Genomic DNA, 20,495 nt, shown 5'->3' with positions numbered 1-20,495 from the left:
GATTCAGCGCAAAGCAGTTTCGATAGCTTGTGCAGCGGATCAGGCGGCGTACTCGGGTAACGCTTAGATAACGCTCAGGCAGCGGCGGGTTTGAACGTCATTGCCAGGCCGTTCATGCAATAGCGCAAACCTGTGGGTTTTGGACCGTCATCGAAGACATGGCCCAGATGCCCACCGCAACGCCGGCAATGCACCTCAGTACGCGAGACGCCGAAAGACAAGTCCTCATGCGTTCCCACCGCGTGGTCGAGCGGAGCCCAAAAGCTCGGCCAGCCGGTGTGGCTGTCGAACTTCGTACGCGACGAAAAGACGTCGAGCTCGCATCCGGCGCACGCGAACGTGCCGCTGCGATGTTCGTCGTTCAAAGGGCTGCTGTAAGGACGTTCTGTGCCTTCGTGCCGAAGTACGTTGTATTGCGCAGGCGTCAGCAGACGGCGCCATTGGTCGTCAGGGTGAACGACCTCGAACGATTCATCGGCGGTGCTGCTGCCTTTTCCGGTTGCACCCAACACGCGACGTTGATTAAACGCGGCAAACGCCGCTGCCGCAAAAACGCTGCCTGCGAAAATAAATCGACGCCGGGTCTGCATGATGTGCTCCTGAACAAAACCAACTTTTCAAGGAAGGCCGTTCTTTGTGTGATCGGCTTTCGGGGTTCGCTACAGGGAACCGCGGTTGTGGTTCTAACAGGCAAACACTTCAATCACGGCTTTAATCCCTCGGAACGGGAAAATCGTGATGAATTTTGAAGGGCCTGTGGACTATTTCAACCGGTGTGTGGCGCGGTTTATCAACCCCACTATTCTCTGCGCGTCTGTTTGTTAGTTCGTCCAGGGGTGATGGCCGGTTACACGTGACCCATTAAATTCGTTTGACCGGTCTGTGGATACCGCCGCGGGTATTTCGCGTTTTTTTGCTGCGCTATATTTTTGTAAATATAGCGTAATACGGGTGGTATTGAGTTGACATGACATGCTTAGGGGCTCAGGGTTGATGCTTTCAGGGGCTGTGGGCGGGGTCAGTGCTGGGTTGGTCGGTTCCGGGGTTAGCGGTCGCGGTCTATGCCGGGTTGCTGCTTTCGGCGTTAGCGGTCTGCCTGAGTCGGATTTTCTCTTTATCACTATTAGCCACTGTGCGTGGCGGCACGTCATTTCTTTGTCCAAAGCGACAAAGAAACGAAGCAAAGAAAGCGCTTTTACAACCCGCTACCCTAAGTGTCCACAGCGTGCAGTTTCTATTCATAGGTGCCCCAAAAGCACGGTGCTCGCCAGAGCGAAGAATGTTTGAACCCCTCCTTCTCGCGAATCCTGACACGAACACGCTTCGCCCCGTACGCTCTCGGGCAAGCACGAATTGCCGAGGGACCCGCACGGCCTCACGCGTATTCGCTGCCGCGTTTTTTGGTGCGTTGGCCGACCGTGCGCTGCTTTTTGGTGGGCTACACGACCGAACGCATATTTACGGCTTCATGTTTGGTGGGTTGTTACGCGGCATGCACGATTCTTCTCGCCAGCTACGGCCCGATGCATCCGCGTGGGCCGTGTCTTGGTGGTTAGCGACGTGGTCCGTCGCGTACATATTTGGAGGGAGGTCGTCCGCGGATAGCGCGGGGTGTCCCTTGGGCAGGTTCAATCACTGGTGGCGAAGCGTGTGGGTATCGGTGTTCGGAGAAGGAGGGGTTCACACATCCTCCGCTCTGGCGAGCACCGTGCTTTTGGGGCACCTATGAATCAAAACTGCACGCTGTGGACACTTAGGGTAGCGTGGTTGAAAGCGCTTTCTTTGCTTCGTTTCTTTGTCGCTTTGGACAAAGAAATGACGTGCCGCCACGCACAGTGGCTAACAGTGATAAAGAGAAAATCCGACTCTTGCAGACCACCACGGCCGAAAGCAGCAACCCAGCATTGACTCCGACCGCTAACCCCGGAACCGACCACCCCGGCATAGACCCCGACCACCACCCCCAGAACCGACCACCCCAGCATAAACCCCAACCACTAACCCCAAAACCCCAAAACCCCAAAACCCATCCCCGTCCACCGGCGCGAGCGAAAAATCACCGCACCATATACCCACGGTCGGTCATACATTCGCCATATGATCGCCAGTACTGAACCATCGGCGGCTCGGGCGGTGGCAACGCGGGCATAGGTGCATCGGCGGAAGTCGAACTTGCGTGCGCGGCCGCGCGAGCATCCGCAGCAACCCCGGGCGTGGGCGTCGAGGATGCCTCCATCGCCGATGCAGCAACCGGCGCCGACCCAGGCGAAATCGCAATCGCCGACGATGGCAACGGCGCCGCCACCGCAACCGGATGCACCACACCAGGCTTCACGGTCTTCGGCTTTTCAGGCGCCTGGGACACGCGTGCCATCACCACGCCGGTATGTTGATTGGCGTAGCTGTAGCACATGGCGGTATCGATACTGGTTTGCGCCGGACTCTGGCTGCGCATCGGAAAAGCGATCGGTTGTTGCGCAAGCGCGCTGGTGCTCAGGAACAGCGCGGCAATGCCGGCGGACAGGGGGATTCTCATAGCTCGTGCACTCCGAAAAACAAGAATGACGACACCCGGCTCTAGCCGATTCCGAAGGGCCGCCAAACGAGCTTTCACCTTACTGTCCGCGTCCCGTCCCCATGCGAAAGACTATCGCTGTAATCCGCCAACTTCTCGCGTTATTCGTCCGCTTAGCGCGCTGGACCGCGTTTCTCCAACAATCCTGAGCGATCCCGGAGCTGTCAGTTGCCGTAAATGGTGAAAAAATACGCCTTGATTTAGTAGGATTTTTTAACGATCGCTATCACCGACCCGCGTCACGCGAAAGCGGAAAATGCCGTTGCTTGTGCCGCAGAACATGAAAATCGCGGAGGCAGGATAGTGCCGCCGACGACAGATAGGTTGTGCGCGTTACAGTTAGACCAGCGTAAGTTCCCCACCCTGAATTCCGTGTACACCGAACGACAATTCGTGCTTAACCGGGCGCGACGGTACGTCGCCACCGGTGGGAAGAGGAATTTATATATCAACCGTTCGCATGGCCACGCGCGTTGCGGCGGATAGCCTGGGGCGGTTGACCGAAGGCTCGCAAAAACGCGCGACGCATTCTGTCGGGATCAGCAAAACCGGTTTCTCGTGCAACGACGTCAATTGGCAACCTTCCCTGCTCAACCATGAGACGCGCAGCTTCCAGCCGCAAATTCTCGACAGCCTTCGCGGGTGACTGCCCCGTCTCCTCACGAAATGCGCGAGTGAACTGCCGCACACTCAAATTGGCAGCTTCAGCGAGTCTGTCGACCGTCAGTGGGGTGTGCAAATTGCTTTTCGCATAGACCAATGCGGTCTGGATTCTATCGGTCTTCGCATCGAGATCCAGCAACGTCGAGTGCTGTAACTGTCCGCCGGCACGTCGATGGAACATGACCATTCGCTTGGCAATAGTCCGCGCTATTTTTACACCAAGATCCCGTTCTACCATCGAAATCGCGAGATCAGTTCCCGCGGTCATGCCCGCAGATGTCCATACCGGACCATCCACGATAAATATACGATCTTCTTCGACGTTGATTCTCGGATACGTCGTTTGCAATTCGCGTGCGTGCGCCCAGTGGGTCGTGGCGCGCCGATCGTCAAGAACGCCGGCCTGAGCCAAAAAGAAGGCTCCCGTGCACATTGATGCAACGCGGCGAGTGTTTTTCACCGCTCCTCTTAAATAATCGACCAGTGCGGGGCTCGCCGTGTAAACGCCATCAATGACGCCGCCGATGATTACCGTGTCGAAACCGCCATCATCGAAACTGTCCGTCAAAACCGAATATCCAAGAGAACTTCGAACCGGTCCTCCGCCTTCAGATATCAGACGTATGTCGTAGTGCGGTTCTTTAGTCATCCGGTTCGCCATTTCAAACACCGTCAGGCCGCCGAAGATCATGACCTGGAAGTTTGGAACGACGATGTAGCCGATGCGCAACATGACAAATCCTGGAAGGTTGTACAGCCAACTTTAAGCCTTGCATGCCGGCGCAGTGCGCGAGCCGTGCCGACTGTCGAATCACATTGATCAGCGATATCACTGATGCGAACGCGCCACATCTGCCAGCTTCCACAATAATTCCACTGGTGCGGCTGGCAACCGGCGCTCAGGCATTGCTTTCGCGATCACGCCTGACGCGCGGCGATTCTACTGTCGATACTGACGTGATGCGCACGACTGCGCAAGTATGGCCAGAATTGTCGGATATACGGCCTTCCGACTGTATTGCCAGGTTCTACCATGAGCGGGTTCCCGAGTTCACGCATCTCTATTCGAGGCAACCCTATGGTTGGCAATATCACAGCATCCGCTTCAGTTTCCAGGTCAATTATTTCTCGCCGCACGTTCCTCGCGAGTGGGACTGCCGTTGCTGCAAGCCTGCTGCTGGGTCAACAGGCTGAAGCAGAGAGCCCTGGCGGCGACGAGGGCCTCAAGGAGTACGACATTGCTACCAATGGCGTCACCTTGCACGTAACTGAACAAGGGGAAGGGCCTGCCGTTCTCTTCTGCCACGGATTTCCAGATACCTCCTATACGTGGCGCCGACAGATGAAAGCAATCGCATCTGCCGGATATCGAGCAATTGCTCCTGATATGCGCGGCTACGGACGCAGCTCGGCTCCGGCGGACGCAGCCTTGTACACGCCACTGCAAACGGTCGGTGACCTGGTTGGTCTGCTCGATGCGCTGAAGATCCCGAGTGCCGTCCTCGTGGGTCACGACTGGGGTGCAACCCACGTATGGCAAGCGGCGCTGATGCGTCCCGATCGATTTAAGGCTGTGTTCTGCCTGAGCGTGCCTTTCGTTCCTCGTGGGGATGTCAGCGTCTTCGAGAAGATGCGGAAGTCCGGCCATCAAGATGATTTCTACATGTTCGAACAGATCCGACCGGACGCCGATCAGATCTGGGCCGACGCCACGGTGACCATTCCGGGAATTCTGTATTGGGCCTCGGGCTCCGCTCCGGCAGACACGCGGTGGAGTCCCATGGATTCCGCACGAAGCCTTCACCGTGCGGCCCCCGGACCGTTGCCGTCATGGGCGGAACCTGATTACGTCGCTCATAACGTCGCGGAATTCCAGCGCACCGGCTTTCACGGTGGTCTGAACTACTATCGAGCCGCCGAACCGTACTTCTATTTGTCCGCTCCGTGGAAGGGCGCCAGGATTACCCAACCTTCATTTTTCATTTGGGGGAAGGCGGATGGCTTGAAAGAGCTTTATCCGCTTACCGTGGACCAGATGCGCGCCGGCGTTCCCGGTCTCGTCGGGGGTCTCGAACTCGATGGTGTCGGCCACTGGGTACAGCACGAAGCCCCTGACGTGGTCAATGACCAACTCGTGAAGTTCCTGCGAACCGTCATCCCCACCTGACTCGCAACGGGATTGGTACCCGGAAAGGACATCTATCCGGCGTCATGGCATTAATCCCCAGTACTTTGTATCAGAGGAAGTTCGGGCAATCAGCGCGCGCGACACCGGCGAACGCGGCGGACCAGACCCGGAGCAGGTGAGTCCGCAGGCCTTTCCTATAATCAATCGTGACTAAATGGGACCTCCCTATGTCAGCTATGTCAGCTATGTCGCGCCGCGCTCTCCTCGAAAGTGGAACCGCCTTTGGTGCAAGCCTGCTGATGAGTAAAGCAGCTTTTGGGGCTGGATCTGTGGCTGCCGGCGGCACGGTAAACCCCGCCGCTAATTCAAGTAACGTCTCTAACCTGACCGTGCGTAGCTTCAGCACGCGCCGCCACACGACACGCTACCTGGAGGCCGGCCCGGCCGACGGGCCGTTGATAATCTTTCTCCACGGCTGGCCCGGGATCGGCCTCATGTGGCGCACGCAGATCGAGGCCTTCGCGTCCGAAGGCTGGCGCTGCGTTGCACCGGACATGCGTGGCTACGGCGGCTCATCGGCGCCGGCCGCCTCTGAGTCCTACGCCTTGAACGAGATCGTCGACGACATGGTCGAGCTTCACGATCATTTGGGCGCGCGCCCGGCAATCTGGGTTGGCCACGACTGGGGAAGCCCTGTGGCCGGAGCGCTAGCCGCGCACCACGGGAAGCGCAGTCGCGGCGTGGTGCTGATCTCAGTCCCTTACTTTCCGGAGGGCTTCGCGCTGCCTAATCTCGTGCCGCTGATCGACCGTCAGTTGTATCCCGCCGATCAATATCCGGACGGGCAGTGGGATTACTTCCGCTTTTACCTGACGCACTTCAGCCAGACAGTTAGCGATTTCGAGGCGGACATCCCGGCAACCCTCGCGTCGATCTATCGGCGCGGCAACCCCGCGTCCGTGGGCCAGGTCTCGCCGTCCGCCCTGATCACAAAAAACGGAGGTCGTTATGGCTCGGCTCATCGCGCCCCGGCAACACCGCCTGACCCAGCGCTCTGGACGCCCGCTGACTTTAACGCCTTGGTCGCGGCGTTCCAGGCCAGTGGTTTCCGTTCGGTCAATGCCTGGTACCTGAACGACACCGCCAACATCGCCTATGCCCATGCTGCACCCGACGGCGGCCGCATAAGCCAGCCTGTGTTGTTCGTCAACAGCGATTGGGACGCCATCTCCGACATCAACCGCAGTCGCCTCGGAGAACCCATGCGCGGCGCCTGCCAGGACCTTTCCGTAACGAACCTGCCCGCCGGCCACTGGCTCCCGCTCGAGCGCAAGACCGAACTTGTCCAGGCGATCCGTTCGTGGCTTGAGGCAAAAGGGCTATAGAAGGCGACGCGGCCTGTTGTTTCCCTCGTCTTGTCGAGTCGTTCCCAAGAGGCTCAGGTAAGTTACACCGAAAGGCATAAGCTGCGACGTCACTTCTCGTTCCCTTCATTGAGGATCGACTGGATGTCGCGGACCAACTAGAATTTTTTTGGAGATGCTCCATGACTAACCGGACAATTTTTGTAGCGGGCGCGACAGGCGATACCGGCGGGGCCGCGGCGGATGCGCTTCTGCTTGCGGGTGAACTGGTTCGGACATTGGTCCGGAAGGAGGACGACCGGTCTGAACGGCTGAAGGCGCGGGGTGTCGAGATCGTCGTTGGAGACCTCTCGGATATCGACGACGTCTGCGGCGCGCTCGACGGAATCTATTCTGCCTATTTTGTGTTCCCTATCGAATCAGGCGGCGTCTCGGCCAGCGCTTATTTTGCGCAGGCTGCGCGCGAGACGGGGATCAGCGCAATCGTGAACATGTCGCAGATTTCTGCGCGCCGCGAGGCGAAGAGCCATGCCGCGCGCGATCACTGGATTTCCGAAAGGATCTTTGACTGGTCCGATACGCCGGTTACGCACCTTCGCCCTACCTTTTTCGCGCAATGGCTGACCTATCCCGGGCAGGTGGCAAGCATCAGGAAGGATGGCGTGCTGCAACTTCCTTTCGGCGAGGGGCGGCATGCGCCTATTGCAGCGGAAGACCAGGGCCGCGTCATTGCAGCCATCCTCCGGGATCCTGCGCCGCACGCAGGAAAGATATATCCATTGCATGGCCCCGTAGAGATGAACCATTACGAGATTGCAGCGGAGATGAGCAAAGCCTTGAAGCGCGAAGTGGCATATCGGCCAATAGACCTGGAACTCTTCAAGAAACGGCTAGATAACGATGACAAGTTCAGCGACACGTTTGCCCAGCATTTAATGTCAGTCGCCGTCGATTACCAGAACGGTGTATTCGCAGGCACGAATACGGTCGTCGAGGATCTTACCGGCACGCCACCAATGACCGTCGAGGCGTTTATTCGAAAGCACGCCGCTATGTTCGACTGACTGAGAGGGCTCGAACCACCGAAATGCCCGGTACGATCGGCTGGAGTTCCGGCGTCGGCCAGTGATCGCCTTCCCGCAATCACCGGGTGGGGATCCAGGGTGCGCGCGCGGTCGAGCAAGTTGGAGCGACAGCGCGCTGAACTCGCCCTCACCCACCCGGATCAAACGCTTTCCAGCGCCAGCGCAATACCCTGGCCGCCGCCGATACACAACGTCACCATCGCTCGCTTGAGTCCCTCGCGTTTCATCGCGTGGACGAGACGCGTGACCAGCACCGCGCCGGTTGCGCCAATCGCGTGGCCATGGGCAATCGCGCCGCCTTCGGGGTTCACGACGTCATCAGGCAAACCAAGCTTGCGCGCAACCGCGATAGGCACGGCGGCGAACGCTTCGTTAATTTCGATACGTTCAAGATCTCCCAGCTTCCAGCCTGCACGATCCAGCGCCTGCTGCACGGCAGGCACCGGTCCCAGGCCGAACATGCCCGGTTCGACCGCCGCAATGCCATACGCGACCAGCCGCACCGATGGCTCGATCCCCTTGCGCTCGGCAAACGCGCGATCCGCCACGAGCATCGCCGCTGCACCGCTGTTCAGGCCCGGCGCGTTGCCTGCGGTGATCGTTCCGTCGGGGCGAAATGCCGGCCGCAGTTTGCTCAACGTCGCGAACGTGGTGTCCGGGCGCGGCTGTTCGTCGATATTGAAGATAACGTTTTGCTTGCCCGCCTTCACCTCAACGCCGACAATCTCCGCCGCGAACCAACCCTTCGCCTGCGCTGCAGCGAAACGTTGCTGCGAGCGCTCGGCGAAGCGGTCCTGCGCTTCGCGCGTAATGTCCATCTGCGTCACCAGGTCTTCCGTATGCCAGCCGGAATGTTTGCCGGAGAACGCGTCGTCGAGACCATCGCGCAACATGCTGTCGTGGATTTCCGCGTTGCCCATCCGATACCCGAAACGGCCGTTATCGAGCAGATACGGCGCGCGGTCCATGTTCTCCATGCCGCCCGCCACCGCGAGCTGCACGAAACCGGCGGTGATCTCGTTAGCCGCCGATACAATCGCCTGTGCGCCCGAGCCGCACACGCGGTTCACGGTCAGCGCAGGAACTGCCACAGGCAAACCACCGTTCACCGCCGCCTGACGCGCCGGATTCATGCGGTTGCCCGCCTGGATCACGTTGCCCAAGGTGACGGAGTCCACGTCCTGTCCCGCAACCCCGGCACGCCGCAGGGTTTCACGGACAACAGCCGCGCCAAGCTCCGTCGCGGGCGTGCCTTTCAGCGCGCCGTTGAATGCGCCGATCGCGGTCCTGACCGGCTCGCACAGCACGATTTCACGTTGTTGGCTCATGGTTCATCGCTCCTGGTTGATCTGCGTATCTCAATGCGCCGGCGTGAGATACGCAGGTGTTGCCGACGACAACGACGCCTTCACGCTGCGTCCGACTTCATCGACAAGAATCTCTTCCTTGCCCTGCTCGATGCCCTCAAGCACCTGACGCACGACTTCTTCCGGCGATGTCTTCGGCGCGTCGATTCCCGCGGTCATATCGGTATCGATAAACGCCGGATGCACGCCGACCACCAGCGTGTTCTGCCCGCGCAGTTCGGTGCGCAACCCGTTCGTGATCGCCCACGCGGCGGACTTGGACGCGCTGTACGAACCCGTGTTGTCGATGGTGAGCCAGCTCAGCACCGACAGAATGTTGACCACCGCGCCGCCGCCGTTGCGCTTCAGGATCGGTGCGAAGGCCTGGGTGATGGCAAGCGGACCGATCGCGTTGGTCTCGACCTGCGAGCGCACGGCGTCGATGGACGCGCTATCGAGCAACGAACCGCCAATGATTGCGCCGGCATTGTTGATGACGACCTGCACGTCGGTCAGACGGTCGGCCGCAGCCGCAATGCTCTGCGCATTCGTGACGTCGAGCTGCACCGCTTCCGCGCCGGGCACTTTGACCTGGCTTTTATCGCGCGCCGATGCATATACCTTCGATGCCCCCGCCGCGAGCAACGCTTTCGCAAACTGCTCGCCAAGGCCACGATTCGCGCCCGTCACTAATACGACTTTTCCTTTGATTTCCATGCCAATCTCCGTAGTGCATATGCACTTAATAAGGCAAAAAAACGCCAGCCATCACGGCCGGCGACTGTTTCATTCCATCGATGTCAGTTCAAGCAGCGACTTTCTCAGTTCCCCGGCGCGTTCCCGGCCGAACTTGTCCTCGAATTCCTGCTGTGCCTCGCGCCAGCGCAGCGATGCCTCGCCGAGCGTCTTTCTGCCGACGTCGGAGAGGGACAACGCAACGGCGCGCGTACTCGCGTCTTGCTGCGCGACCGTGACCAGGCGGTCACGCTGCAACGGTTTCAACGCCCGGACCAGCGTGGTGCGCTCCATCACCATGGCATCCGCGAGTTCCGCCATGGTCACGCCCGGCCGCCGATGGATTGCCGCAAGCAGCGTGAACTGCGCTGCCGTCACGCCTGCCTGGCTGACGTGGCGCTCATAAAGCTGCGACACAAACCGTGCCGCCTGACGGATGGCGAAGCAGTTGCAGTCGAGGTAGGACAAATCGGGGGTAGTCATACACGCAATAATAGTTGTGTATATGCACTTTGTCAAACCAGGAACACGGCCGGCGATTAGAATCGGCCCTCAATTACCCCTTGGGATACGCCACGACATCGCCTTCGACCGACAGCACGATGCGCTCGCCGACACGCGGATGCGAATGCCCCGCCACGCGAATCTGCACCCCGCGCTCGCCCGTGAGGGAACGCAGCATGACGCTGGCATCGTGGCCATAGAACACGACTTTCTCGACCACTGCGTGAACACCATCGCCGTTCAAACGATGATCGGAAACAATCCGGATCTGCTCCGGCCGGATCATCACATCGACATCGCTTGCGGCCATCGCGCGTGCGATCGGCAAGGTGCCGAACTCGCACACCACCTGCTTCGAATTCGCATGATCGATCGATCCCGGCACGATCACCGCGTCGCCGACAAAACTCGCCAGCTCACGCGACACCGGCCGCCGATACACCGCCTCCGGCGAATCCGTCTGCACGAGACGGCCGCGCCACAACACCGCGACCTCGTGCCCCAGCGACAACGCCTCGGCCTGATCGTGCGTGACCAGCACCGCGGTTGCGCCCGTGGCCGCAAGCGCGTTCGTCACGGCCTCGCGCGTTTCGATCCGCAAGGCGGCATCGAGGGAAGAAAACGGTTCGTCGAGCATCACGAGCGAGGGCGAAGGCGCAAGTGCGCGCGCAAGCGCAACGCGCTGCTGCTGGCCACCGGACAATGCCTGCGGCGGCCGGTCGCCGTACGCAGCGGGCAGGCCGACCAGCGCCAGCAATTCATCCACACGATACCGTGCTCTTCGCTGCTGCCGCGGCAAGCCAAAGACGATGTTATCGGCCACAGAAAGATGGGGAAAAAGCGCGCCTTCCTGCGGCACATAGCCTATCCGCCGCGCTTCCGACGGTACATGAATGCCCGGCCCGGCCACCCGCACGCCATCGATTTCAACCGTGCCGGCGTCCGCCCGTTCGAAGCCGCAGAGCACCCGCAACAGCGTGGTCTTGCCGCTGCCGGACGGCCCGAGCAGGGCAAGCAGGGTGCCGCGTTCCACCGATAAATCGACGCCATGAAGCACGGGTTGACCATCGAAGGATTTGGTCAGGCTGGTAACGCGAAGTTCGCTCATATCGATTTACTTGTCAGGCGGCGAACCGGCCTGTAGACCTTCTTTTATAACAGCCGCACGCCCCGCTACCGCCGATCGACCGAGCAACGTAAACAGCGCGATCGATGCCGCCAGCGAAATGCCCACGAGCAATGCGGCATACGGCGCGGCGGCGGCAAACGCGAGCGTGGACGTATCGATCCAGACTTGCGTGGCGAGCGTGCGTGTACCGCTGGGTGACAGCAATAACGTGGAATTGAGTTCGGTGACGACCGAGATGAAGACCATCGTCGCGCCCGCGCCCAGACCCGGACCTGCCAATGGCAAGAGCACGCGCCGCACGGTTTCGCGCCAGCTTAGCCCAAGCGACCGAGCGGTCTCTTCCAGACGCGGTTGCGCTTGCGTAAACGCCGCGCGCACGCTGACCAACGCGAGCGGCAAGAACAGAATGGCGTAGGCCACAACGAGCAGTTCAGCGCTTTGATACAGAGGCCTCAACGCGTGCACGGCCAGCGACACGATCGCCAGTGCGACCACGAGGCTTGGCAAACCCTGCGCGAGGAACACAATACGTTCGAATGTAGTCGCGATCCTGCTGGGAAAACGGACCAGGAGGAACGCCAGCGGTACGCACGCGAGCGTGGTAACGACCGCCGCGGCGCAACCATAACCAATCGATGACAACGTCGATTCGAGCAGCAGTTCCGGCGACACTTCCGCCGGCGTGATGGCCGCAGCGCCGCTTTGCGTCAGCCAGAAGCCGATCATGCCGATAGGCACGCCCAGCGTCACGATCGCCAGCGCGACAAACGCGGCGACCACCGCCCATCGCCATACGCCGAGTTCGTAGCGCAATGCGGCACGCCTCACGCCCCGATCGACGCGTTCATAGCGTGCGCCGCCGCGCACGCGCATTTCCAGCGCGAGGCAGAACAGGCACATTGCGATGAGGATGCAGGCGAATACCGACGCGCCGCTGCTGTCGAAGCTCGTCCTGTATTCGGCGTAGATCTGGGTAGTGAAGGTCCGAAAGCGCAGCAGCGTGAACGCGCCGAATTCCGACAGCACGCCCAGCGCCACCAGCAGCATTCCGCCGAGCAGCGCGGGCCGCAATTGCGGCAACACCACACGCATGAACACGCCAACACGGCCGCAACCTAGCGAGCGGGCGCTTTCTTCAAGCGCCGGGTCCATGCCGCGCAAGGCGGCGGCGACAGGCAGATAAACGAGGGGAAAATACGCGGTGGAAATCACGAGCAACGCGCCCGCGAAGTCCTGCAAATCGAGGCTCAGCGATACCCACGCGTAACTCGTGATGAACGCAGGCATGGCGAGCGGCGCGACCGTGAGCGCAGCCCAAAGACGCCGCCCCGGCAAACGCGTTCGTTCGATAAACCATGCGGCCGCCGTCCCCACCACCGCTGACACGAGCGTGGCGCTCACGGTAATGGACAGCGTGTTGATAAGCAGCTCGCCCACCAGCGGCCTGAAAATCAGCTCGATGGCGTCATCCCAGCCGAACGTCACGGCGCGATACACCGTGAAGGCGAGCGGCATCAGCACGAGCAGCGCGCACAATCCCGCCGCCACGAGCAAACCCCGCGGCGCGCGTTTGCGGCTGCGGGGTTCAGGCAGCGCGGATACGCCAACCGCCTTCACGACATCGCTCATACTTGCATACGCTTACAGTAATCCGGCCTGGCGCATCAGCTTCGCGGCCTTGCTGTCATCGCCGAGTTGTTCAACCGTCAACGACGGCGGGCTCAACTGGTCGAAAGGCTTGAGCAGCGGATCGGGAGAAACACCTGCATGCAGCGGATATTCGAACGCGATCTTGCCCTTGGCCATCAGGTCCTGCGCTCGCTCGCTGACGAGATACGCCAGGAATTGCTGCGCCTCCTTCTGGTTCTGGCTCGACTTCAATACCGCCGCGCCCGATACGTTCACAAGCGCGCCCACGTCACCGTTGCCGAAGTGATAGATCGCGCTGCGAGTCGCGCTGTCGCCGAGTTGCACGTGCAGGCGCGCCCAGTAGTAGTTGTTCACTACGCCCGTCGCCACGCCGCCGCGATTCACTGCTGCCACCACGCCTTCGTCGTCATCGAAGATCTGCGAATTTTTCTTCAGGCCCTTGAGCCAGTCCAGCGCTTGCGCTTCGCCCTTCATCGCGATCACTGCGCTGACCACCGGCAGGAAATCGCCATCGCTCGGAGCAATGCCGACCTTGCCTTTCCATTCCGGCTTGGCCAGATCCATCAGCGATGCCGGCAGTTGCGCCGCATCGATCTTCTTCGTGTTGTAGACCAGCACGTTTTCACGCGCGAGCACGCCGACCCAGTCGCCCTGCGGCGAGTTGTAGCGCGACGGGATGGTCGAGAGCGTGGAGGCATCGGTCTTGGCGAGCAAGCCTTTCTCGTCGAGCAACATCAGTTCGGGCGAATTCTCGGTGAAGTAGACATCGGCGGGAGAAGCCGATCCTTCCGCGACCAGTTGCGCCGCCATGGCAGGGCCTTCGCCGTTACGGACCTTCACCGAAATGCCGCTTTGCTTCTCGAAGTCCTTCGCCAGCGCGGCCACGACCTGCTCGTGTTGCGCGTTGTACAGGGTCAGCGTCGCCGCTTCTGCGTTCAGCGGCAATGCCGCTGCGGCAGCCAGCACCGCGATGCCGCAAAGCGTGCGCAGCACGGGCAGGGAGCGTGTGGAGTTCATTAAAGTCATTCCTTTTGTTGTGGTGCGCCGGCTTGCCGCCGGCGTGTGCTTTATTACTTCAACTTGCCTCAATTCAGGCTTCAAACAGCCCCGCGCCGATAAACGACCCCGGCCGCACGCCCGGCGGGCACGCGAACACCGCGCTGCCCACGTGCGTGGTGAACTGATTCATCATGTCGAACTTCGCCAGCCGGTCATTGATAGGAATGAAACCGGTGCGCGGATCGGCTTGATGCGCGACGAAGATCAGCCCCGCGTCGTACTCGGTTTCCTGGCGCCACGGCGGCCACCGCTCGATATAAAAATCGGTGCCGTCGTTGTAGGAATACGAACGGCGCAGGATCTGCGCACCGTTATTCGTCGCCTGGTTCGACAGACGCACATGCGAGTTTTCCGGGATCACCTGGTTGCCGTCTTTATCGGCGGCATCGAGGTCCAGCGCATCGAATTCATTCTTCTTGCCGATCGGCGCGCCGCTGTATTTCTCGCGGCCCATCACCTGTTCCTGGAACCCGCGCTCCATTGTGTCCCAATGTTCCAGCGTGATACGGATACGGCGCACGACGGTGTACGTGCCGCCGTTCATCCACGGCGCGTCGGGCGCGTTGGCCCACACGAACTGATTCATCAGCGCCGGTTGCGCGGTCGATGGATTGTTGGTGCCGTCCTTGAAGCCCATCAGGTTGCGCGGTGTCTGGCCACGCGGACCGGAGAGGAAACCCGCCTGACCCCAGCGCATGGCGACAATGCCGTAGCCCATGCGTGAGAGTTGGCGCACGGCATGGAATGCAACTTGAGCGTCGTTGGCGCAAGCCTGGATCAGGATGTCGCCGCCGGTTTTCTGCGGCAGCAACTGGTCGCCGTTAAAGCGCGGCAGGTCGACCAGCGCGGCAGGCCGGCGCTTCGCCAGGCCGTAGCGATCCTTGCCTTCGTGCGTGAAAAGCCCCGGGCCGAAACCGAACGTGATCGTGAGGCCCGCTGCACCGAGGCCGAGGATATCGCCGGAATCGGGTGCGGCTTTGTCATCGGTCGGCAAAGGCTTGGCCGTGTCGCCACGCGACATGCGCGCGGCCGCGTCCGTCCACGTTTTCAGAAGGCCGATCACTTCCTCACGTTTGTCGGTCGTCAGATCGAGTGACGCCACATAGGTGTGGCTCTGCTGCGGCGTCACGATACCCGCCTGGTGCTCGCCGAAAAACGGCTCGACCACGAGCATCGGGTCGACGGGTTGCTTGAACTGTGCCTTGGTCGCGGCGTGCGCGACGGAACCTGCGCCTAACGCCGCACCCGCAGCAACGCCGGCTTTCAGAAAGCGCCGGCGTGGTGAATCTTGATCGTTTGCCATGATGTCGCCCTGCTTTGCTAATTACTTCGCTTTGCTTGACTTTACTTGCTTTGCGTTACTTCGCCAGGACCAGCGTGTTTACATCGTCCTGTACGTAATAAAAACCATCGCCTTCAGGCGTCATCGCGATGCCGAACAGGTCACCATTGCCCGGCGGCGATTGCGCTTTGTCGGTATCGATCCAGCGTGCATACAGTTGCTTGCCCGTCGCCGGATCGATCTCCACCACCTGGCCGTTCAACGCATTCGTGACCAACAAGTGACCGTTGGGCGCCGTCACCATCGCGAGCGGCCGATGCAGGAAACCATCGGCGGTCAGTTCGCGGCCGACACCCGCGCTGGTATCGCGGGTCATGGGTTCATCGATTTCCGTCACGCGGTTGCCGATGGCATCGGACGCATACAGCAGCTTCTGATCCTGCGATAACGCCAAGCCCGTCGGACCAACCAGGAACACGCCCTTGTCAGCCTGCGCGCCGAAACCGCTGGCGATCACCGTTTCCTGCTTGACCACCGGCGCCTTGCCTTGCGGGATATCGAGGTCAAGACGCAGGATGGTCGCCTGCTTGAACACCGGCGGGTTGCCGTCCGCTCCGCCCACGCCGAAGCCCGCATTGCTCACGAACAGCGTCGCGTGATCGCCGTTATCGACGACCGCCATGTTGCCCCACGGGTCATTGATGTTCGCGCTCACAATAGTGGACGCCACCTTGCCCTGGTTGTCGAGCACGATCAGGCAGCCCGCGCCCTTGGTGCCGGTCGTTCCATCATTGCTTGGCGTGCTGCCGATGATCACCCAGCCCGACTTCAGCATGGTCATCGCGGTGGACAGGCCGATACCGCCCGGACAGTCCTTCAGGTCGCGCGGCACGGTGGCGAACACCGTCATCTGATTGGTGTCGGGATGATAGTTGATGATCGTGCTGCCGGTACCCTGCAGGTTCGCGGCGTTGTTGAAGTTGCCTACCAGCACGTCACCCTGCTTGACCGTGCCCGACGATACCGGCGCGACCACGATTGCATACGGGTTCTGGTCGCCGTTGGACGGCACGGTGTTGATGAGCGTGGTGTGCTTGTGCAGCGTCTCGAGAAAGCCGATCGGCGCTGCGTGCGCCACGCTGCTGACAAGACCGCCAGCCAGCAACGCCGCTGACGTAAGGGCCAAACGCGCGGTCGAAAGCGTGGCCGAAAGCGCTCTGGATTTGATAAGTTGTTTCATACAAAAGCCTCGGGTGCGTGCGTTCAAGATCACGCCGATCAGAAAGTGATAGTGGTGCGCACGCCGACGACGAGCGTGTTGCGCAACGGCTGCGTGGGATCGTTCGGATTCTGGCCGGCGCCCGCGTTGAAGGTGTATTGCAGATCGCCCTGCATGACCCACCACGGATTGACCTGGTACTGATAGGTCGCCTCGACCGCGGTTTCCTGCGTGCGGATACCGTACGGGCCGCCGCTTGCGGCTGCAGCCGCGATATCGAGGTCATGCACGTGGTTGCCGACCTTGATGTAGGCGAGGCCAAGGCCCACGCTGTCGTTGTCGCGGCCGGCGAACGGGGCTTTCATCACAATGCCCGCGTTGGCGCTGAAGCTCACCAGGTTGCGGTCGCCCGGCGCGCCCATCACGCGCGCAAACACGCCGATGCTACGCGGCTCGTCGGGGTCCGGACGCCAGATCATCTGATCCGCGACGGCGTAAAAGCTGTAGTTGCCGTTATGGTTTTGCGGCGTACCCGTGCTCAGCGGATTCGCGAGCGACAGGCCAGTGTTGTCAGTGCTCTGGTCAGCGAAGCGTTCGTTGTTGTACCAGAAGCCGATCTTGTACGTCCCGGGCAAACCGTTTTGCGGCACGCCGACCATCTCGCCATCGGACGGCTGATTGATCGAGTACTGCAATTCGCCGATATACATCGCGCCGTTATGCACGTTGAAGTTCGTGCCGCTGAGATTGTTCGGGTTGTTGCCGAGCGGATCTGCGTCGAACACGCCTGCGAGCGCCGTCAATGAAGGCGAGATCTGGCCGCGTACGCGCACGCCAAGTCCGGACAGCGGATACGCCGGACCGCCCGAAGGCATGTCATACGACGGCAGGCCCGGCCAGCCGAACATGGTGTTCACGAACGTGGCGGCATAGCTGCTGACCATGAATTCCTGGTCAATACTTTGCTGGCCGACCTTCACGTCCACGCGTTTGTTCAGGAACGACTGCTGGTACCAGAGCTCCCACAGGCGCGTGGTGTCCTGCGCTTCGATCCCGCTCGCGGTGTTCAGCGTACCGAGGTTGAACTCGCTCAGGTTACGGCCATGAATTTGCAGCGCGCTCGCGTTGAACGTGCCGCCCGGCAGGCCGAAGGCCTTTTGCGTATCGAGACCGAGGGTAACGGTGGTCAGCCCGTCATACGTGCCGCCGGTTTTCAGGCCACCGCGCGTGTTGTCCAGATATTCCGATACTTCCGTCGCTTGCAGCGTCACGCCATATTGGCCGAGGAATGAGCGGATGCCGCCCATGTCGCCGAGCAGGGTGGAGCGACCCCATGTGCCGGTCCACTGACCCGCCTGTTGCGCCTGGATGTTCAGGTCGGCTTCGGGGGCATCGGAAGGGGTTGCGTCCGGATTGGCCGGCGCGCCCGCGGCAAATGCCGCCGAGAATGCCGCCGATGAAGCCAGCGCGAACAACGCCAGGCTGGTACCGAGCACTGCCCGGCGAAAAGGCGCACCACGGCGCTGGTTGGCAGCGCGCAGGGTCGCGTCAGGGCGCGAATCGTGTCGCGATTTGCGCGGAGCGAGCTGGACGGGTTGCATCGAAATCCTCTTCTTGTTGCGACGGCACTAACGCGTCGTGTTGATTGTTCTAAAGACGTTACGACGACATGCGCGATAACCCCGCACATCAGCGCTGAAACGTCCTCCGGGCCACCATCCAGAAGGCACCGGCGAAGCGAATCGTACCCACGCAAAGTTTGAACGTCAATATAAATGAGAACGATTCTCATTATAATTACATAGAGGTGAAAAATCCCTTACAAAAGCAATTTATTACGGCTTACTAACATATTTATTTGAAATAATTTAGTAATGTATTCGATATATATGAATAACGAGGAGATCACACGTCTTTGTCGTTTAAGCGCGTTCGGTTTGTGCCGCAATCTTCAGGGTCGAACCGGGTAGGTGATCGGGTGCATCAGGGTATTGCCGGAGCACGTCAACCACGGCGGCGGCAGTGCCAGCTCCGCGAGCCTCGGCAATCCGCTTAAACCCGCTATGCCGAAATCCGCATTGCCGATGCGATGAACTGCCAAGACGCCGCTAATTTGGCTTCCTAAATTGCATCTGCTGCTGGTCGTCCGCGAGTTCGTTCAACAAGCTCAACCGGTTTTTTCGTCCACACGATAATGATGGCGCACGGGCAAACCCCGTCTTGCTTGCGGGAAGCTCGCCGTGGTGCAGTCGTGTATCGGGAAATGGAGTTGAAAACGTGTAGATAAGACCAAAACGCGAAAGCGAAACTTAACCGCCCTGCTCGCCGGACCTGTTCAACCCCGAAGGAGAATAAAAATGCATCTTCGAACCAATCTCAAACCGCTTGCCTGGATTCTTGCGTGTGCCGCCGCCACCTTGGGCGGGTTGCCGCTGTCCGCCGCTGCCGACACGTTCGACGTCAAGGTCGGCTTTGCCGCCCCGCTGACGGGCGCGAACGCCGGTTACGGGAAGGACCTGCAAAACGGCGTGCAACTGGCGCTGGATGAAGCGAATGCAAAGAAGATCCAGATTGGCGGCAAGACGGCCAACTTTGTCATTCAGGCGGAAGACGACCAGGCCGACCCGCGGATCGGCGTGCAGGCGGCGCAAAAACTGGTGGATGGCGGTGTAGCCGTTGTCGTCGGCCACTTCAATTCGGGCACGACGATTCCGGCGTCGCAGGTCTATCAGACCGCCGGCATTCCTGTGATCGATCCTGCGGCGACCAATCCGACCATTACGCAGCGCGGGTTCGACAACGTCTTTACTGTCATTTCCAGCGATGCCCAGAACGCCGGGACCGCCGGAACGTACGCGGTAACGGTGACGAAGGCGAAGAAGATTTCGATCATCGACGACCGGACGGCCTTCGGCCAGGGTGAAGCCGATGAGTTCGAGAAAGCGGTGAAGGCGGCGGGCGGCACGATCGTCGCGCGTCAGTACAGTGACAACCAGACCGTCGATTTCAGCGCTCAGCTCACCGCGCTCAAGGGTGTGGGCACCGACCTGATCTTCTTTGGCGGCCTCGACCGGCAAGCGGCGGCGGTGGCGAAGCGGATGAGACAGCTTGGCATTAATGCGCAGTTCGTGGGCGGCGGTGGCGTGATGGATGCGGATTTCCTGAAGCTTGCCGGCGAAGCCTCTGATGGTGCGATGGCATGGGAATACGGCAGTCCGCTTGAGAAGCTGCCGCAGGGCAAGGCGTTCGCCGAGAAATTCCAGAAGCATTTCGGTGTGGCGATTCTCTCGTATGCGCCGTTCGGTTATGACGCTGCGTGGGCCGCGATCAATGCCATGCAGAAGGCTAATTCCATCGATCCGAACGTGTATCGTCCGGTGCTGAAGGCTATTTCGTTCCCGGGCATTACGGGCACGATTGCCTTCGACAGTAATGGCGCGTTGAAGAATGCGTCGTCGACGATGTATCAGGTCAAGGGCGGCGCGTGGGTGCCGATCGTGACGAAGAGCGGGACGTAACCAGGGGGCGCGCGCAGCGCGAGAGGGGGGGGCGCTGCGCGAGGGGGTTTTCGTTCGCACTTTGGGGGGGTCTGGGTGTTAGTGGTCGGGGTCTATGCCGCGATGGTCGGTTTAGGGGTTAGTGGGCGGGGGCGGTGCTGGGGTGGTCGGTTCTGGGCTAGTGGTCGTGGTCAATGGCGGGTTGGTGCTTTCGGCCGTGGTGGTCTGCGAGAGTCGGATTTTCTCTTTATCACTATTA

Annotated in this window: 16 protein-coding genes; 4 read left to right on the top strand and 12 right to left on the bottom strand. The window is 60.5% G+C overall.

Features of this window, described 5'->3' with window-relative positions; translation table 11 throughout:
• Positions 1 to 74: 74 nt before the first annotated feature.
• From msrB to HB376_RS23395, 3 genes are all read right to left on the bottom strand, one after another.
• On the bottom strand, positions 75 to 590 hold the full coding sequence (msrB, locus tag HB376_RS23405; protein WP_213766052.1) for a peptide-methionine (R)-S-oxide reductase MsrB: 516 nt from the start codon (positions 588 to 590) through the stop codon (positions 75 to 77).
• Between the two features lie 1,466 nt (positions 591 to 2,056).
• Positions 2,057 to 2,536 (bottom strand): hypothetical protein, encoded by a 480-nt coding sequence (locus HB376_RS23400; RefSeq protein WP_213766051.1) that lies wholly within the window; start codon positions 2,534 to 2,536, stop codon positions 2,057 to 2,059.
• Between the two features lie 487 nt (positions 2,537 to 3,023).
• A complete protein-coding gene (locus tag HB376_RS23395; protein ID WP_213766050.1) occupies positions 3,024 to 3,971 on the bottom strand; it encodes a GlxA family transcriptional regulator in 948 nt (315 codons plus the stop codon).
• 345 nt (positions 3,972 to 4,316) lie between these two features.
• Between HB376_RS23395 and HB376_RS23390 the strand changes: the two genes are divergently transcribed.
• From HB376_RS23390 to HB376_RS23380, 3 genes are all read left to right on the top strand, one after another.
• Positions 4,317 to 5,405, top strand: a complete 1,089-nt coding sequence (locus HB376_RS23390) for an alpha/beta hydrolase (protein ID WP_213766049.1) — start codon at positions 4,317 to 4,319, stop codon at positions 5,403 to 5,405.
• Between the two features lie 188 nt (positions 5,406 to 5,593).
• Positions 5,594 to 6,751, top strand: a complete 1,158-nt coding sequence (locus HB376_RS23385) for an alpha/beta hydrolase (RefSeq protein WP_255631525.1) — start codon at positions 5,594 to 5,596, stop codon at positions 6,749 to 6,751.
• A 161-nt stretch (positions 6,752 to 6,912) separates the two neighbouring features.
• The gene (locus tag HB376_RS23380) at positions 6,913 to 7,794 is read left to right on the top strand and encodes an NmrA family NAD(P)-binding protein (protein ID WP_213766048.1); all 882 of its coding nucleotides are present in this window, start codon (positions 6,913 to 6,915) and stop codon (positions 7,792 to 7,794) included.
• Between the two features lie 161 nt (positions 7,795 to 7,955).
• Here the strand turns inward: HB376_RS23380 and HB376_RS23375 are convergent, their stop codons facing one another.
• The 9 genes from HB376_RS23375 to HB376_RS23335 all read right to left on the bottom strand — a co-directional run bounded on the left by HB376_RS23375 (position 7,956) and on the right by HB376_RS23335 (position 18,340).
• A complete protein-coding gene (locus HB376_RS23375; RefSeq protein WP_213766047.1) occupies positions 7,956 to 9,143 on the bottom strand; it encodes a thiolase family protein in 1,188 nt (395 codons plus the stop codon).
• 30 nt (positions 9,144 to 9,173) lie between these two features.
• Positions 9,174 to 9,878 (bottom strand): SDR family oxidoreductase, encoded by a 705-nt coding sequence (locus tag HB376_RS23370; RefSeq protein WP_213766046.1) that lies wholly within the window; start codon positions 9,876 to 9,878, stop codon positions 9,174 to 9,176.
• A gap of 69 nt (positions 9,879 to 9,947) precedes the next feature.
• Complete coding sequence (locus tag HB376_RS23365) at positions 9,948 to 10,379, bottom strand: MarR family transcriptional regulator (RefSeq protein ID WP_213766045.1); 432 nt, start codon at positions 10,377 to 10,379, stop codon at positions 9,948 to 9,950.
• A 73-nt stretch (positions 10,380 to 10,452) separates the two neighbouring features.
• The gene (locus HB376_RS23360; RefSeq protein ID WP_213766044.1) at positions 10,453 to 11,508 is read right to left on the bottom strand and encodes an ABC transporter ATP-binding protein; all 1,056 of its coding nucleotides are present in this window, start codon (positions 11,506 to 11,508) and stop codon (positions 10,453 to 10,455) included.
• Positions 11,509 to 11,514: 6 nt separating this feature from the next.
• Complete coding sequence (locus HB376_RS23355) at positions 11,515 to 13,158, bottom strand: iron ABC transporter permease (protein ID WP_213766043.1); 1,644 nt, start codon at positions 13,156 to 13,158, stop codon at positions 11,515 to 11,517.
• Positions 13,159 to 13,170: 12 nt separating this feature from the next.
• Positions 13,171 to 14,196, bottom strand: coding sequence for an iron ABC transporter substrate-binding protein (locus HB376_RS23350; protein WP_213766042.1), 1,026 nt, complete (start codon positions 14,194 to 14,196; stop codon positions 13,171 to 13,173).
• A gap of 73 nt (positions 14,197 to 14,269) precedes the next feature.
• A complete protein-coding gene (gene efeB / locus HB376_RS23345) occupies positions 14,270 to 15,541 on the bottom strand; it encodes an iron uptake transporter deferrochelatase/peroxidase subunit (protein WP_213766041.1) in 1,272 nt (423 codons plus the stop codon).
• A gap of 55 nt (positions 15,542 to 15,596) precedes the next feature.
• Complete coding sequence (locus HB376_RS23340; protein WP_255631524.1) at positions 15,597 to 16,760, bottom strand: SMP-30/gluconolactonase/LRE family protein; 1,164 nt, start codon at positions 16,758 to 16,760, stop codon at positions 15,597 to 15,599.
• A 38-nt stretch (positions 16,761 to 16,798) separates the two neighbouring features.
• Positions 16,799 to 18,340 carry a carbohydrate porin gene (locus HB376_RS23335; protein WP_213766040.1) on the bottom strand — a complete coding sequence of 514 codons (1,542 nt, stop codon included), beginning with the start codon at positions 18,338 to 18,340 and terminating at the stop codon, positions 16,799 to 16,801.
• A 756-nt stretch (positions 18,341 to 19,096) separates the two neighbouring features.
• On the opposite strand from HB376_RS23335, the gene HB376_RS23330 reads away from it, so the two are divergent.
• Positions 19,097 to 20,257: a branched-chain amino acid ABC transporter substrate-binding protein gene (locus tag HB376_RS23330; RefSeq protein ID WP_213766039.1), complete on the top strand. Its 1,161-nt coding sequence runs from the start codon at positions 19,097 to 19,099 to the stop codon at positions 20,255 to 20,257.
• Positions 20,258 to 20,495: the final 238 nt, after the last annotated feature.

Origin of the sequence: Caballeronia sp. dw_19 (genome assembly GCF_018449515.1) — a bacterium.
Taxonomy (GTDB): Bacteria; Pseudomonadota; Gammaproteobacteria; order Burkholderiales; family Burkholderiaceae; genus Caballeronia.
The sequence above is the reverse complement of the archived record's forward strand: the minus strand, read 5'-3'. Positions and strand labels throughout refer to the sequence as shown.

What these genes read in the sequence shown, in the direction of transcription:
- msrB (WP_213766052.1), bottom strand. Translation starts at nt 590, where the DNA reads ATGCAGACCCGGCGTCGATTTATTTTCGCAGGCAGCGTTTTTGCGGCA.
- HB376_RS23400 (WP_213766051.1), bottom strand. Translation starts at nt 2,536, where the DNA reads ATGAGAATCCCCCTGTCCGCCGGCATTGCCGCGCTGTTCCTGAGCACC.
- HB376_RS23395 (WP_213766050.1), bottom strand. Translation starts at nt 3,971, where the DNA reads ATGTTGCGCATCGGCTACATCGTCGTTCCAAACTTCCAGGTCATGATC.
- HB376_RS23390 (WP_213766049.1), top strand. Translation starts at nt 4,317, where the DNA reads ATGGTTGGCAATATCACAGCATCCGCTTCAGTTTCCAGGTCAATTATT.
- HB376_RS23385 (WP_255631525.1), top strand. Translation starts at nt 5,594, where the DNA reads ATGTCAGCTATGTCAGCTATGTCGCGCCGCGCTCTCCTCGAAAGTGGA.
- HB376_RS23380 (WP_213766048.1), top strand. Translation starts at nt 6,913, where the DNA reads ATGACTAACCGGACAATTTTTGTAGCGGGCGCGACAGGCGATACCGGC.
- HB376_RS23375 (WP_213766047.1), bottom strand. Translation starts at nt 9,143, where the DNA reads ATGAGCCAACAACGTGAAATCGTGCTGTGCGAGCCGGTCAGGACCGCG.
- HB376_RS23370 (WP_213766046.1), bottom strand. Translation starts at nt 9,878, where the DNA reads ATGGAAATCAAAGGAAAAGTCGTATTAGTGACGGGCGCGAATCGTGGC.
- HB376_RS23365 (WP_213766045.1), bottom strand. Translation starts at nt 10,379, where the DNA reads ATGACTACCCCCGATTTGTCCTACCTCGACTGCAACTGCTTCGCCATC.
- HB376_RS23360 (WP_213766044.1), bottom strand. Translation starts at nt 11,508, where the DNA reads ATGAGCGAACTTCGCGTTACCAGCCTGACCAAATCCTTCGATGGTCAA.
- HB376_RS23355 (WP_213766043.1), bottom strand. Translation starts at nt 13,158, where the DNA reads ATGAGCGATGTCGTGAAGGCGGTTGGCGTATCCGCGCTGCCTGAACCC.
- HB376_RS23350 (WP_213766042.1), bottom strand. Translation starts at nt 14,196, where the DNA reads ATGAACTCCACACGCTCCCTGCCCGTGCTGCGCACGCTTTGCGGCATC.
- efeB (WP_213766041.1), bottom strand. Translation starts at nt 15,541, where the DNA reads ATGGCAAACGATCAAGATTCACCACGCCGGCGCTTTCTGAAAGCCGGC.
- HB376_RS23340 (WP_255631524.1), bottom strand. Translation starts at nt 16,760, where the DNA reads ATGAAACAACTTATCAAATCCAGAGCGCTTTCGGCCACGCTTTCGACC.
- HB376_RS23335 (WP_213766040.1), bottom strand. Translation starts at nt 18,340, where the DNA reads ATGCAACCCGTCCAGCTCGCTCCGCGCAAATCGCGACACGATTCGCGC.
- HB376_RS23330 (WP_213766039.1), top strand. Translation starts at nt 19,097, where the DNA reads ATGCATCTTCGAACCAATCTCAAACCGCTTGCCTGGATTCTTGCGTGT.